General features: G+C 70.6%; 12 protein-coding genes, 1 tRNA gene and 1 pseudogene. 9 read left to right on the forward strand and 5 right to left on the reverse strand.

Annotation, left to right across the window (positions count from 1 at the left end; translation table 11 throughout):
• Window positions 1–285: 285 nt before the first annotated feature.
• On the reverse strand, window positions 286–750 hold the full coding sequence (locus IE172_RS26900; protein WP_190099903.1) for a peptidoglycan-binding domain-containing protein: 465 nt from the start codon (window positions 748–750) through the stop codon (window positions 286–288).
• 244 nt (window positions 751–994) lie between these two features.
• Here IE172_RS26900 and IE172_RS26905 point away from each other — a divergent pair, with 244 nt between their 5' ends.
• Window positions 995–1,957, forward strand: a complete 963-nt coding sequence (locus IE172_RS26905; protein ID WP_190099904.1) for an AraC-like ligand-binding domain-containing protein — start codon at window positions 995–997, stop codon at window positions 1,955–1,957.
• Between the two features lie 127 nt (window positions 1,958–2,084).
• Here IE172_RS26905 and IE172_RS26910 read toward each other — a convergent pair whose 3' ends face one another.
• On the reverse strand, window positions 2,085–2,714 hold the full coding sequence (locus IE172_RS26910; RefSeq protein WP_190099905.1) for a class I SAM-dependent methyltransferase: 630 nt from the start codon (window positions 2,712–2,714) through the stop codon (window positions 2,085–2,087).
• A 77-nt stretch (window positions 2,715–2,791) separates the two neighbouring features.
• On the opposite strand from IE172_RS26910, the pseudogene IE172_RS26915 reads away from it, so the two are divergent.
• The 4 genes and pseudogenes from IE172_RS26915 to IE172_RS26930 form a co-directional block, all read left to right on the forward strand.
• Window positions 2,792–3,299 (forward strand): annotated as a pseudogene (locus IE172_RS26915) (IS5 family transposase); the annotation flags it as partial.
• A gap of 535 nt (window positions 3,300–3,834) precedes the next feature.
• Window positions 3,835–4,443: a superoxide dismutase gene (locus IE172_RS26920; RefSeq protein ID WP_190099906.1), complete on the forward strand. Its 609-nt coding sequence runs from the start codon at window positions 3,835–3,837 to the stop codon at window positions 4,441–4,443.
• Between the two features lie 359 nt (window positions 4,444–4,802).
• A complete protein-coding gene (locus tag IE172_RS26925; RefSeq protein WP_190099907.1) occupies window positions 4,803–6,344 on the forward strand; it encodes a carboxylesterase/lipase family protein in 1,542 nt (513 codons plus the stop codon).
• Between the two features lie 52 nt (window positions 6,345–6,396).
• Entirely contained in the window at window positions 6,397–6,996 is a 600-nt protein-coding gene (locus tag IE172_RS26930; RefSeq protein WP_190099908.1) for a GNAT family N-acetyltransferase, read from the forward strand.
• 68 nt (window positions 6,997–7,064) lie between these two features.
• On the opposite strand, the gene IE172_RS26935 is transcribed toward IE172_RS26930, so the two are convergent.
• Window positions 7,065–7,790, reverse strand: coding sequence for an SDR family NAD(P)-dependent oxidoreductase (locus IE172_RS26935; RefSeq protein WP_190099995.1), 726 nt, complete (start codon window positions 7,788–7,790; stop codon window positions 7,065–7,067).
• A gap of 402 nt (window positions 7,791–8,192) precedes the next feature.
• On the opposite strand from IE172_RS26935, the gene IE172_RS26940 reads away from it, so the two are divergent.
• Genes IE172_RS26940 through IE172_RS26950 form a run of 3 tightly spaced genes read left to right on the forward strand, consistent with a single transcriptional unit; the run spans window position 8,193 to window position 10,830 of the window.
• Entirely contained in the window at window positions 8,193–9,029 is an 837-nt protein-coding gene (locus IE172_RS26940; protein ID WP_190099909.1) for a CPBP family intramembrane glutamic endopeptidase, read from the forward strand.
• Window positions 9,026–10,174 (forward strand): sensor histidine kinase, encoded by a 1,149-nt coding sequence (locus IE172_RS26945; RefSeq protein ID WP_190099910.1) that lies wholly within the window; start codon window positions 9,026–9,028, stop codon window positions 10,172–10,174. Before IE172_RS26940 ends, IE172_RS26945 begins: the two co-directional genes overlap by 4 nt.
• Complete coding sequence (locus IE172_RS26950; protein ID WP_190099911.1) at window positions 10,171–10,830, forward strand: response regulator; 660 nt, start codon at window positions 10,171–10,173, stop codon at window positions 10,828–10,830. Before IE172_RS26945 ends, IE172_RS26950 begins: the two co-directional genes overlap by 4 nt.
• A 160-nt stretch (window positions 10,831–10,990) precedes the next feature.
• Here the strand turns inward: IE172_RS26950 and IE172_RS26955 are convergent, their stop codons facing one another.
• Window positions 10,991–11,644 carry a TetR/AcrR family transcriptional regulator C-terminal domain-containing protein gene (locus tag IE172_RS26955; protein WP_190099912.1) on the reverse strand — a complete coding sequence of 218 codons (654 nt, stop codon included), beginning with the start codon at window positions 11,642–11,644 and terminating at the stop codon, window positions 10,991–10,993.
• Window positions 11,645–11,723: 79 nt separating this feature from the next.
• On the opposite strand from IE172_RS26955, the gene IE172_RS26960 reads away from it, so the two are divergent.
• Window positions 11,724–13,127, forward strand: a complete 1,404-nt coding sequence (locus tag IE172_RS26960; RefSeq protein ID WP_190099913.1) for an FAD-dependent oxidoreductase — start codon at window positions 11,724–11,726, stop codon at window positions 13,125–13,127.
• A gap of 390 nt (window positions 13,128–13,517) precedes the next feature.
• Here IE172_RS26960 and IE172_RS26965 read toward each other — a convergent pair.
• A tRNA-Met gene (locus IE172_RS26965) sits at window positions 13,518–13,591 on the reverse strand.
• Window positions 13,592–13,593: the final 2 nt, after the last annotated feature.

Here is a 13,593-nt window from a genome sequence, read left to right on the forward strand (position 1 = left end):
CATGCAGCACCCCCCGCTTCGATCGTCGCCTCGTCCGTCCTTGACTTCACCGGTCGCTCGTAAGGGAGCAGCCGAAGGGAGCGTCGCGGGGCCCGGGACGAACATGCCGTCCGTGGTCACGCCCGTCTTTCCTCCGGGCGCTCGACGGCCTTGCAGGTCTTGTCGCCGAGCACCCCGCCGGTGGCGTTGTTCTGGCTGCGGCACTCGCCCCGTGCACTCCGCGAGTGCAGCGACCCCGTGGCCCGCCCGGACACGCGCACCTCATGTGCGCATGTCTCGTACGGGTCAGCGGCACGAGTAGAACGCGCCGGTCGGGGTGAAGTAGGGGAACTTGATGGCACGGGCCGTGTAGAACTCGTACTTCCCGTCGACGGCCACCCCCGCGAGCCTGCTCTGCGCGTTCTTCAGAGCGGCGAAGGTGGCCGGGCCGAAGAACCCGTCATCAGCGATTTGCTGCTGGTAGCAGTGCCGCAGGCTCCGCTGGAGTGCCTTCACGCCGCCTCCCTGATCGTTCATCCGGAGCGTGCAGTCCTTGCTGTAGATGCCGTTGCTGTACGGGATCCACGCGCTGATCTTCATGCTCGCGGAGTGCGAGGCCGCGAAGGAAACGGTGTACGTGTCGCACGTATAGGGGTCGCCGGCCACCGCGGAGGCCCCGGGAGCAGCGGCCGCCGCGACGCCGAGCAGCGCGGCCGTCGCGGTGACGACCGTGCAGGCGGTCCTGGCGGCCCGACGTATGGAGATGCGCATATGAGACCCCGTCCGATCCAGTGGAGGTGATGTACCGCTGAAGGACCCTAGGCCCGTCGGAGAGTCGCGACTTTGCTGTGCGTGCCGGATGTTTTGCTCGCCGTGCCGAAACGCCGTCCCTCCGGCAGCCGGACAGTTGCACCGCACGCACGCGTCACCCACACTCGTGCCGGAACCGTCCGTGTCGAGGGGGGCGCGTGCAGCGAGGAACCCTGGTGGTGCCATGTCGGGCCGGGTGCACCGGATGAGTCCGGCGCTGGACACCACGTACATACGGCCGCAGGATCGTGAGGCGGTCATCCGGGACGCCGTGTGGGGCTCCGTGGTGGTCGTCGACATCGACCACCGCCCCGCGGCCGGGGAGATCCGGGCGCGGATGGACGTCGGATCCGTCGGGCCGCTCAGAGTGTGTTCGGCTCGGTCGACGGCGGTCAGGCTGCGCCGCACGGAGCGACTCGTACGGAAGGACGAGGAGCCGTCCCTCTTCCTGAGTCTTCAGGTGACCGGCACCAGCATCGGTGTGCAGAACGGGCGCGAATGCGTCGTGGGGCCGGGGGAGTTCGCCGTGCTGCGGTCCGACGCCCCGTACACGCTCCTCTTCGACGAGGGCATCGACCACCACTTCCTGCGGCTGCCCCTCGCAGCCCTCGCGCTGCCCGACCGGCTGCTGCGGGACGCCACCACGGTGACGTTCGGTGTCGGGAACCCGGTTGCGCGGCTGGCCTACATGTACTTCTCGCAGCTCGCGGTGAGCGGCGAGTTGCACCGCGACGAGGCCGTCGTCGCCCCCAGCATCGAGCTGCTGCGTGCTGTCCTGGTCTCCCAGCGCGGAGACGCGCGGCTGGCGAAGGAGCCCCTGGAGGCGACGCTCACTCTGCGGATCAAGCACTACATCCGGGAGCACCTGTCCGACCCCGATCTGTCCGCGGCCCGGATCGCGGCGGCGCACGGCATCTCCGTACGGCATCTGTACGCCGTGCTGTCCCGGGCAGGCATCAGTCTCGGGGACTGGATACGTGCCCGGCGGCTCGACGCGTGCAAGCGGGAGCTGGCCGGGCCCGCCGGGCGGTCGCGAACCGTGGCGGCAATCGGGCGGAGCTGGGGTTTCACGAACGCGACCCACTTCAGCAGAGTCTTCAAGGACGCGTACGGGATGCCGCCCCGGGCCTGGCGCGACCGGCACCACTGCCACGGCCCGCACGGCTGACCGGCGGCTCACCTCTTTCGTGGCTCCGCCCCCTAGGGCCTGTCTGACAATTCCATTCCAACCAGCGAGATTCGGCTGAGTTTGCAAGCCAGAGGTGCGCTGACCGGCCGTGGGGACTGGGCAGGGCCTACGAACGGCGGGCCAGTAGATGGGCGTCGAGGAAGCCCCGATCAGAGGCTGGATCGTGGAGCAGCCGAGCGAAGGGATCGAGCCCGGCATCACCCAGCAGTCCGGCGAGGCGATCCGCCGGCCAGCTATAGGCGGGCGCCACCTTGTGGTCGAACCGGACCGGTTCCTGTCCGTCGGTCCCGAAAAAGGAGACCAGCAGCAGACCATTCGGCGCCAGGACGCGTACCTGTTCGGCGATCAGCTCCGGTAGTTCTCCCGGAGGGGTGTGGATCATTGAGTAGTGGGCCAGTACGCCGCCGAGGGCGGCGTCCTCGACCGGCAGGGATTCCATCCGCGCCTCCTGGAAGCGCAGCGCCGGATGGACCTGCCGGGCGTGGGCGACCATGCCGGGAGCAAGATCGAGTCCGAAGGCATCCAGGCCCAGTTCGTGCAGCATGGCTGTCAGGTGTCCGGGCCCGCACCCGACATCCGCTGCCCGCAGGTTGCCCGTCGCGCGCACCAGTTCGGCGAAGGTGCCGATCATGGCCCGCGAGAAAGGCTGTGTCTCCAGCCGGTTCGCGAACAGCGATGCGTACAGCTCGACGACACCGTCGTAGGCCATCCTGGTTTCGTCCTGATGATTCACCACAGGCAGGGACTCTATAGCCGGTCTGATAATTGATCTTGTGTCAGGTCGAGGTGAGTTGAGAGATACGGCATGGGAACGGTCGGTCCCGGGGCGGACTGATCACCAAAGTCCATCTTGCCGTCGACGGCCGGGGACTGCCGCTGTCGATCGTGCTCACACCCGGAAACGTCAACGACGCCACCGCGTTCGCCGATGTCCTCGACGGGGTCCGCATCCCGCGCGTCAGCACGGCTCGCCCGCGCGCGACGCCGCAACGTGTGCTGGGTGACAAGGCATACTCCAGCAGGGCCATCCGCCAACTGCTGAGGCGGCGGGGCATCGCCGCCACGATCCCCGAGCGCCGCGACCAGCTGGCCAACCGTCGACGCAAGGGGCTCTGGGGCGGCCGGCCACCCGCCTTTGACAGGGAGATCCATCGCGACCGCAACGTGGTCGAACGATGCTTTGCTCGCCTCAAGCAGTTCCGCGCGATCGCAACCAGGTTCGACAAGCTCGCGGACCGCTACCGCGCGGGAGTCGTCCTCGCCTCCCTGATCCTCTGGCTCCGCGAAACGGCCAGATGATCATTTGTCAGACAGGCCCTAGGTCTTGGGCCTGCGGGCCTGAGGCGTGGACAGTCCGCTGACGAGGGCTTGAACGCGGGCTTCACCCCGGTGGGAAAAGCTGGGTGCGATGGTGGCGGCGAACATGGAATGGGCCGGCCGGCTGTCGCCACCCCCGCAACGGATGCATGCCTGCCGTCATGCGAGGACGACGAACGACTCGTCCAGCGCCCGAACCCTGATCGTCCGGGCAGCCATCAAGCTCAAGCCCCGGTGTCTCGCGCGGAAGGGCGCCACTCCCTTCCGGCGGCGGAGACCCGCACCCTCCACGGCTGAGCACCGCTGAGGCCGTCGCATGTCGGAGCGGGGCCGGCCGGGAACCGGCGGACGCCGGGTGAGAAGACGATCACTCTCCAGGAAGGACGCGCCGACGGACGGAAGGCGCTCCACACCGAAGACTGACGGGCCGACCCCGCCACGCATGATGTTGATGCATCAGGGTCGCTGTTGCAAGTTGTTCGCAATAAAGGCATAGGCTGTCCCCGGACGACCACTCACCCGGAAAGGGGACGTGCCTGATGAGCGCCTACGCGCTTCCTGACCTGCCCTACGACTACTCCTCGCTGGAACCGGCCATCACCGGGCAGATCCTGGAACTGCACCACGCCAAACACCACGCCGCCTACGTCAAGGGTGCCAACGACACCCTCGAACAGATCGCCGAAGCCCGCGACAAGGACCAGATCACCCCGACCTCACTGGTCGGGCTGGAGAAGACCTTCGCCTTCAACCTCTCCGGCCACGTCCTGCACTCGATCTTCTGGCAGAACCTCTCCCCCGACGGCGGCGACCGCCCCGACGGCGTCCTCGCCGACGCCATCGACGAACACTTCGGTGGTTTCGAGCAGTTCAAGAAGCAGCTCACCGTCGCGACAGCGTCCGTCCAGGGCTCCGGCTGGGGCGTCCTGGCCTGGGAGCCCCTCGGCAAGCGCCTGATCGTCGAGCAGGTCTACGACCACCACGGCAACGTCGGTCAGGGCAGCACTCCGCTGCTCGTCTTCGACGCCTGGGAACACGCCTACTACCTGCAGTACAAGAACGTCCGCCCCGACTACGTCACCAAACTCTGGAACCTCGTCAACTGGGAAGACGTCGCCACCCGATTCACCGCGACAGCCAACACCTGACCAGCGCGACAACCGAACCACCACGGGCCGGGAAGGAACTGGCCTTCCCGGCCCGCCTCCTCTTCGGCAACCGTCCGTGCAGGGGCCGGCTGTCGAGCCACGCTCGACGTGGTGAGGGCGGGCGACGCCCCACACGTCCTCGCCACACTGCGTCCGACCATCCGCTCGCCCTGGTGACGCGGCCCCGGAGGGGATCGGTGAGGGCGGCACCGGGCCGCCTGCCGCCTGCCGTCTGCCGCCTGGGGCAGAAGAGACCGGGCCAATCCGGCGCGCCCTGTCCGACCGGTCCGAAAACCACTTGTCCGCCCTCAGGGCGGCCGGGAAGGATGACCGGGCAAGATCATGGATTGCGAGGCCCCATGCACGTCACCGTTCCCACCCTGGCAGGCACGATCTGCGGACAGTGGAAGGGCGAGGTGGCGGCATTCCAGGGGATCCCCTACGCGGCTCCGCCGTTCGGCCCCCGGCGCCTGATGCCACCCGAGCCGCCGCAGCCGTGGACCGGGGTGCGTGACGCGCTCGTCCCTGGGCCCGCCGCGCCGCAGCCCGGCTACCACCCGGCGATGGCCGCCCTGCTGGAAGAAGCCGTGAGCACCGGTGAGGACTGTCTGAACCTCAACGTGTGGACGCCTGCGCCGGGCCTCACCGGAGGCCGGCTTCCGGTCATGGTGTGGATCCACGGCGGCGCCTTCCGCAACGGCTCCGCCTCACTGCCCTCCTACGACGGCACGCGGCTCGCCGCGGACGGCGCCGTCTGCGTCACCCTCAACTACCGGCTCGGTGCGGAGGGTTTCCTGCTCCTCCCCGACGGCACCGCGAACCTCGGTCTGCTGGACCAGATCGCCGCGCTGCAATGGGTTCACGACAACATCACCCAGTTCGGCGGCGACCCGGACAACGTCACCGTCTTCGGCCAGTCCGCCGGGGCCATCTGCATCACCACGCTCATGGCCATGCCGCACGCCCGGGGCCTGTTCCGGCGGGCGATCACACAAAGCGGAGCCGGCCACCACAGCCACCCCGAGAACATCGCCCGCCGCATCACCGAGCGGCTGGCCGCCCTCGCCGGAACGGAGCCGACGCGCGAGGGCCTGGCCGTCGTACCGCCCGAGCGGCTCGTCGCCGCCAACGCCGCCCTGGGGCAGGAGATCGCCCGGGCCACCGATCCCGCCCAGTGGGGCGAGTCGGCGGGCGGCGGCACCACCGTGCTGCCCGTCGTGGACGGATCCACCCTGCCGCAGCGCCCGGTCGACGCCATCGCCGGCGGAGCCGGTCGCGACATCGACCTGCTCACCGGCACCACCAGCGACGAGTTCCGGCTCTTCCTGGTCCCATTGGGGATGGGGCCGAGGATCACGGACGAGGCGCTGACCGGGTTCCTCGCCGGGCTCGGGCTCGACCCCGAGCGGGCCCGCGCGGTCTACTCCGCGAAGCACCCCGGCGCGACCCCGGGCGACCTGCTGTCCGCGGCCATGAGCGACCACGCCTACCGCATCCCCGCGCTCCGGGTGGCCGAGTCCCGCGCCGCGCACGGGGCGGACACCTACGTGTACGAGTTCGCCCGCCCCTCCCCCGCGCTCGACGGTGCCCTCGGCGCCTGCCACATGGCCGAGGTCGGGTACGTCTTCGGCAACCTGGACTCCCCGCTCACCGGCCCCGGCGCCCCACCGGAACTGTCCGACGTGATCCGCCGGGCCTGGCTCTCCTTCGCCCGTACGGGAAAGCCCGCCGACGCGCCCGCGGACGCACCTGCCGGTGCCGTGCCGCACTGGCCCGCGTACGGCGGACGCCGTTCCGTCATGCGTCTGGGCGACGGCGCGCCCGCCGTGCTCGACGACCCCGCGCCGGACGAACGCCGGCTCTGGACCGGCCTGCGCGACGCCGCCCCCGTGCCCGCCTGACCGGCCGACTCCCTCCCCGCCCTGAACGATCCCAAGCTGGAGCATGCAGACCATGTCCATCACCACCCCGCCCGCACGGCCCACCACGCACGACGACGTACCCGCGTGCGTGGAGGTACTGACCCGCGCGTTCGCGGACTATCCGTTCACCCGGCACGTCGTCGCCGCCGACGACCACGAGCGGCGCGTCCGCCGTCTTCAGGAGCTGTTCCTGGCGCGCGTCGCGCTGCGCCACGGCCGTTCCTGGGTCACCGAAGACCGCCTGGCGGTGGCCGCCTGGACGACTCCCGAGCAGGACCCCTCTCCGGCCTTCGCCGAGATCGGCTCCCTGCTCCCGGAGCTGGCGGGCGACCGCGCCGCGGCGTACGAGGCCGCCGAGGAGGCACTCGGGCCGCACCGCCCCACGCACCCGGTGTGGTTCCTCGCCACCGTCGGGGTGGCCCCGGAGGCGCAGGGGCGGGGTCGCGGCACGGCGGTGCTGCGGCCGGGTCTGGAGGCTGCCGAGGCGGCGGGTTTCCCGGCCTTCCTGGAGACCTCCGATCCGCGCAACGTGCGGTTCTACGAACGCCTCGGCTTCACCGTGACCGCGGAGGTCGCGCTCCCTGACGGCGGCCCGCTCACCTGGGGCATGACCCGGTCGCCGGGGCTCTGAGCGGGCGGGCCCCACCGCTCCCCGGAGGGCGTGGACGTCGCCGCCCCGGTGCCGGCGCCCGCGCGGGGTCACAGCGCGGTACCGGTCTCCTCGGCCAGCGCCCTCAGCAGGCGGTCCTGAAACGCCTCGTCGTGGACCGCGCGGTGCGGCTGCTGACGCTGCCGGTGGTACCAGTAGCCACCGGTGGTCAGGGCCTCCGGTTCGTCGCTCGTCGCAAGCCATTCCTGTGTCCGGTGGCCGAGCTCCAGGTCGTCCGGCGCACTCGGCCCGCCCATCCTGGTCGGCACCCAGCCCGGGTCCACCGCGTTGCTCGGCACCCCGGGGCGCAGCCGGGCCACCGCACAGGCGAGTGCCGTGACGAACAGCTTGCTGTCGGCGTACGAGCCCGCGGTGGCGCCCCGCCAGTCGACGCCGGACAAGGACGGGTGTCCACCGAAGTGCGAGCCGCTGCTGAGGTAGACGTGCCTGCGCGGGCCGCGTAGGAGCGCCGTGAGCAGGTACGGCGCCACAACGTTGACCGGCATGACGGGACGCCCACTCCACACACCCGCATTGTGGATGACCGCATCCAGCGGCTCGGCGGCGTTCAGTTCGTCGATGATGCGCCGTACGGCGTCACGGTCGGTGAGGTCGCCCACCACGATGCGTGCTCCCCGAGCGGCCAGGGTGTCGAGGGCCATCGCGCGTTCCTCGTTGCGGGCGTGCGCGACCACGTCGTGCCCATCGGACAGCAGGGCGTCCGCCGCAGCACGTCCGAGGCCATCCGTCGAGCCGGTCACCAGCACGCGGCTCATGGGCGCGCCGCCTCGTCCGTGCCTGGCGGTGTCCTGTTGGGTGACAGATTCCATGGTGTCTCTTTCGCGGACGGAGACTGTGAAGCTGCGTCGGGACACGCGGCGTGACCTGGCGCGGGAGGTGCCTGGGCGCCGCGGCCCGGTCGTGTCCGAGTGCCCCGGCCGAGGGGCGCGAAAGCCGGCACCGCCGCTTCTTCGGCGGCTCGGGCCCGGACCATCCCCTCGCCGCTCTTCCGGACAGCCAGGTGCGCCGACGTTCAAGTCGAACGGAGCGTCGGAGCGCCTGTCCCCCACGCGAGCTACGCGCAGGTGTCCACCGTGAGGTGACGATTCGCGGACGTCGTGTCCGTAGCGTTCGAGGCCTCGCGGCACCCCGGCCGCGAATCCTGAGAAGGAGCGTTCATGAGGTTCGTCTGGCAGCTGACGGCCGTCGCGGTGGTCTCCGTGATCGGTGCTCAGCTCGTCGCCGCCGTGGAGGACAGCCCCTGGCTGCAGCTCGTCTTCGGGCTCTTGGTGTCCGTGCTCGCCGTCCTGGTCTACGGATGGGTGGTCAGCAAGACCGAACGGCGCCCGGCCACCGAAGTGGAGCGCAAGGGTGCGGGGTCCGCGATCGGCCGGGGGATGCTGATCGGCGTCGCGATGTTCGGCGCCGTCATCACGAACATCTACGTCAACGCGCACTACGAGATCAACGGCCTGGGTTCGGTGTCCGGCGCCGTGGGGCTGATCGGATTCATGGCGGCCGCCTCGGTGACGGAGGAACTGCTCTTCCGGGGCATCCTGTTCAGGATCATCGAGGAGCGCACCGGCACCTGGATCGCCCTCACGCTGACCGGTCTGCTGTTCGGCCTCTCGCACCTGCTGAACCCCGACGCCCACCTGTGGGGCGCCCTCGCCATCGCGGTCGAAGCCGGCGGCATGCTCGCCGCCGCCTACGCCGCGACCCGCACCCTGTGGGTGCCGATCGGCCTCCACTTCGGCTGGAACTTCGCCGCGGCCGGCATCTTCAGCACCGAGGTCTCCGGCAACGACACCCCGCAGGGTCTGCTGGACACCGTGACGTCGGGCCCGACGTGGGTCACCGGCGGTGCCTTCGGACCGGAAGGCAGCGTGTACGCGGTGCTGTTCGGCGTCCTGGTGATGATCGGGTTCCTGTGGCTGGCCCGTAAGCGCGGCAACCTGGTGCCCCGTCGACGCGCCGACAGGGTCGCCGCCACCCCCACTACACTGTCCCGGTGACCGGACTTACGCGGATCCAGGAACTGTGGCGCCGGTCAGGCGCCGCACTCTGGTATCTCCCGCTCGCCGTGGTCCTGTTCGCCGCCTCGCTGGTCTACCACGACAACGGCACGGAGCTCGGCGGCCTGCCGACCCGCCCTTTCGACGCCCTGGCGCTCGCAGCGATCGCCCTCCAGTGCCTCCCGCTCGCCGGACGTCGGCGGTGGCCCGCCCTCTGCTTCGCCATGGTGTCGGTCGGCTTCGCCCTCGACCAGCTCCGCGGCTACCACTCGCTCGCCGGCATCGCGCTGCCCATCGCGCTGGTGAGCGTGGCCAGCCATCTGGAACACCACAGGCGCGCAACCGCGATCGCCGCCTCCGTGGCGTATGTCCCGCTGGCGGTCGCGCTCCACCGGCTCGGCCCTGGCGAACCGCCCAGCGAATTCGTGACGTTCTACCTGGCCGTGGCGCTCTCCTGGGGCGTCGGGGCGTGGGTGCGTCACACGCGGGCCCTGGAGGCCGAGCGCCGCGATCGTATCGCCGAGGACACCCGCGCCGCCGAACGCGCCCGCATCGCCCGCGAACTTCACGACGTGGTGACCCACCACGTGACCGCGATGGTCGTCCAGGCTGAGGCGGCCCGCTATCTGACCGCCGTCCCCGACCGCCTCGACCAGAGCCTGACAGCCGTCACCGACACCGGCCGCCGGGCCATCACGGACCTGCGGCACCTGCTGGACCTGCTCAATCCCGACCACGGCACCGAGCCCGGGATCCCAGCGGCCGGCCGGCTCCTCACCCTGGTCGAACAGACACGGCAGGCGGGTCAGCCCGTGGAGTTCACTGAGGAGGGCACACCGGCCGAGTCGACCGGCAGCGCGGACCTCGTGGCCTACCGGGTGGTACAGGAATCCCTGACGAACGCGCTCAAGTACGCTCACGGCAGCCGCACCTCAGTCCGGGTACGCCATGGCTCAGGAGAGATCACCGTGGAGGTCGGCACGGCCGGTTCCGGCTCGCAGGCCCCCGCACTCTCCGGGAGCGGACGCGGCCTGGCCGGTCTGCGTGAACGGGTCAACGTCCTCGGCGGCGACTTCCACGCGGAGGAACAGAACGACGGCGGCTTCATCGTCCGCGCCCACATACCCGCCGGGACACCATCGTGACCGCACCCACCCGCGTCCTGATCTGCGACGACCAGATGTTGATCCGCACCGGACTGGCGACGATCATCGACGCCCAGCCCGATCTCGAGGTAGCGGCCGAGTGCGGGGACGGGCAGACCGCCGTCGACCTCGTCGCAGAACTCCGCCCGGATGTCGTGGTGATGGACATCCGCATGCCCGGCCTCGACGGCATTTCGGCCACCCGCCTCCTGGCCGGCGCCGGCGTACCTCAGCCCGTCAAAGTGCTCGTGGTGACGACGTTCAACCTCGACGAATACGTCTACGAGGCGCTCCGCGCGGGCGCGAGCGGTTTCCTCCTCAAAGACGCACCTCCGGCCCAACTACTGCACGGAATCCGGACCGTGGCGGCCGGAGCCGCGCTGCTGGACCCCGAGGTGACGCGCCAGCTCGTCGGCCGGTACGCCGTCCGGATCCGCCCCAGCGAGGACAACCGGCCCGACGTCCCGCTGACACCCCGCGAACTGGAGGTTCTGCGTCTCATCGCGGACGGCCTCTCCAACAACGAGATCGCCGCGGCCCTCGTGATCAGCCGGGAGACGGTCAAGACCTTCGTCTCCCGCATCCTCACGAAGCTCGGCCTGCGCGACCGTGTCCAGGCAGTCGTCTATGCGTACCGGCAGGGCCTCGTGTCCTGAAGCGGACCACGGCCCTTACGGGCCTCAGCAGCCGAGTCTGTCGCTCAGGGTATGCGTCGTCACTCGTGCGTACGGCGGTTGATGGCGCGGGGATCGTGCATCCCTTGCACAACTGCACGGGAACGCGTCACAGCCAGTCGATGACGGCGGGCGGGGCGGCTCAGTCCAGGCCGTAGCGCACCCCGATCCCCGCGATCACCAGCTCCAGTCCCTCCTCGAAGTGCCGGTCGTAGTCCGTGAAGAGCTCCGCGCCCGCCGCCGCTGTCAGTGGGTATCCGGCCAGTCGGCGGGCGCGTTCCGCCACCAGGTCGAAGCCCTCGGGGAGCTCACCGGGCAGAGGCTGGGCACCCTGTTCCTCGGTGACGAAGCCGAGGGTGAAGAGGTACGCCGTCGTGAACGCCCGGACCGCCTGGGCGAGACTGAGGCCCGCGGCGGTGAACAGGCGCAGGTTGTCCTCCAACTGCTCGGCGTGCTCCGGGCTGGTGAAGCGTGACCCGCTGAACACCTTCGCGCCGTCGCGGTAGCCGAGCAGCGCCGCGCGCAGACCCCGGTTGGCTTTGAGCAGCCGCTCCCGCCAGGTGTCGCCCGGGTCGAGCGCGGCGCCGGCGACCATCCGGCGGTACATCTCGGTCGCCATCTCGTCGAGCAGGGCCTGTTTGTCCTTGAAGTGCCAGTACAGGGCGGGCGCTTTGACGTCCAGCTCCCTGGAGATGGCGCGCAGGGTGAGGCCGTCCAGGCCCACCTCGTTCAGCAGTTCCAGCGCCGTGTCCGCGACTCGCCTGCGGTCGAGGGGGGCGCGTCGTTCCTTTTCCACCCGCACAGCTTGACAGCTTAACAGCGTTAAGGAGATGCTCGGCATCCAGCATCACTTAACAACGTTAAGGGGGAGTGGGATGAACACGGACGTTCTGGTCGTCGGCGCGGGCCCCACCGGTCTCACGCTCGGCATCGACCTGGCCCGGCGCGGTGTGGACGCGCTCGTGGTGGAGCGGGACGGAACGCTGTTCCCCGGCTCACGCGGCAAGGGCTTCCAGCCCCGGACGATGGAGGTCTTCGACGACCTGGGCGTCCTCGACGCCATCCGCGCGGCCGGTGGGACCTACCCCGTCGGGATGATCTGGAGGGGCGGGCGGCGGGCCGGCGAGCACCGGATGTTCGAGCCGCTCCCGGCGAGCGAGGAGACGCCGTACACCGAGCCGTGGATGGTGCCGCAGTGGCGCACCCAGGAAATCCTGCGGGACCGGTTGGAGGAGTTGGGCGGCAAGGTCGCCTTCGGCCGGGAGGTCGTCGGCGTCCTCCAGGACGCGAACGGCGTCACCGCGCACCTCGCCTCCGGCGGGACCGTCCACGCCCGGTACGCGGTCGCCGCCGACGGCGGCAGGTCGGCCGTGCGGCGGGCACTCGGCGTCGGCATGACCGGCGAGACGGTCGATCCACGCCCGATGCTGGTGGCGGACGTCCGGATCGACGGCCTGGACCGCGACAACTGGCACTTCTTCCCGGCCGAGGAGGCCGGTGGCCGCCTCGCTCTCTGCCCCCTCGCCGGCACCGAGGACTTCCAGCTGACCGCCGAGCTCCCCGAGGGAACAGAGGTGGACCTCACCCTGGACGGCATACGGAAGGTCGTCGCCGACCGCACGCACCTCGCCGCCCAGGACGTGACCGAGGTGCGCTGGGCCTCCGACTTCCGGCCGCGCGCGGCACTGGCCGACCGGTTCCGCGTTGGCCGGGTGTTCCTCGCCGGGGACGCGGCGCACGTGCACTCGCCGGCCGGCGGGCAAGGGCTGAACACCAGTGTCCAGGACGCCTACAACCTGGGCTGGAAGCTGGGCGCGGTTCTCACCGGCGGCGCCCGGATCGCGTTGCTGGACAGCTACGAGGAGGAGCGGCGCCCGGTCGCCGCGCGGATGCTCGGCGTCTCGACCGGCGTCCACCGCGGCGAGGTACGGCGCGGGAAGGAGACCCAGCAGCTGGCGCTGGGCTACCCGGAGTCGTCCCTCACCGCGGAGACGCGTACCGCCCCGGCCGGTGCGGTGCGGGCCGGAGACCGCGCGCCCGACGGCAGGGTGGACGGCGTACGGCTCTTCGACGCGTTCCGGGGGCCGCACTGGACGCTGCTGGCGCTGGGCACGGAAGCCCCGGACGAGCGCCTCGGGGCGGTGCGGGTCGTGCGCGGGCGGGAGCACGGTGCGTACGGGAAGGGGGTGTTCCTGGTCCGACCGGACGGCTACATCGGGTGGGCTGCCGAGACGGCGGACGGTCTCACGGAGTACCTGGTCCGCATCGGCCTGCGCTGACGGCGACGTCATCGTCGAGGTCCTCCAGGGGACCCACCTGCCGCCGGTCCGGCCGGCAGCCGGCAGCGACACCAGCGCTGCCGGGCGGAGCCGAGCACGACGCTGCGGATCGCTCCGACGATGACGCCGACGACTTCCCGGCCGCCGTGGGTGCGGCCGGTGGCGATGACGATCGCCTGGGAGACGATGCGGCGGGTCCACACGGGCCTCGACTCGTCTGAGACAGGCTGAGGGGCCCACGGCCTGAAGCGTTTCGCCCTGGGTCGACGTTTGCTCCCGCCGAGGCCGGCGGCGAGGTGGGCGAGGAACCACGCTCACACGACCGGCCTCGTCCAGCAGTGAGGCGGAGGAACGTGAGAGGGGCCCGGCTGATGCCGGGCCCCTCTTTTGTAGCGGGGACAGGATTTGAACCTGCGACCTCTGGGTTATGAGCCCAGCGAGCTACCGAGCTGCTCCACCCCGCGTC

The sequence above is a fragment of the Streptomyces griseoflavus genome (assembly GCF_014649995.1).
Classification (GTDB): domain Bacteria; phylum Actinomycetota; class Actinomycetes; order Streptomycetales; family Streptomycetaceae; genus Streptomyces; species Streptomyces griseoflavus.

Coding starts and splice junctions, on each gene's coding strand:
- IE172_RS26900 (WP_190099903.1), bottom strand. CDS start 750: ATGCGCATCTCCATACGTCGGGCCGCCAGGACCGCCTGCACGGTCGTC.
- IE172_RS26905 (WP_190099904.1), top strand. CDS start 995: ATGAGTCCGGCGCTGGACACCACGTACATACGGCCGCAGGATCGTGAG.
- IE172_RS26920 (WP_190099906.1), top strand. CDS start 3,835: ATGAGCGCCTACGCGCTTCCTGACCTGCCCTACGACTACTCCTCGCTG.
- IE172_RS26925 (WP_190099907.1), top strand. CDS start 4,803: ATGCACGTCACCGTTCCCACCCTGGCAGGCACGATCTGCGGACAGTGG.
- IE172_RS26930 (WP_190099908.1), top strand. CDS start 6,397: ATGTCCATCACCACCCCGCCCGCACGGCCCACCACGCACGACGACGTA.
- IE172_RS26935 (WP_190099995.1), bottom strand. CDS start 7,790: ATGAGCCGCGTGCTGGTGACCGGCTCGACGGATGGCCTCGGACGTGCT.
- IE172_RS26940 (WP_190099909.1), top strand. CDS start 8,193: ATGAGGTTCGTCTGGCAGCTGACGGCCGTCGCGGTGGTCTCCGTGATC.
- IE172_RS26960 (WP_190099913.1), top strand. CDS start 11,724: ATGAACACGGACGTTCTGGTCGTCGGCGCGGGCCCCACCGGTCTCACG.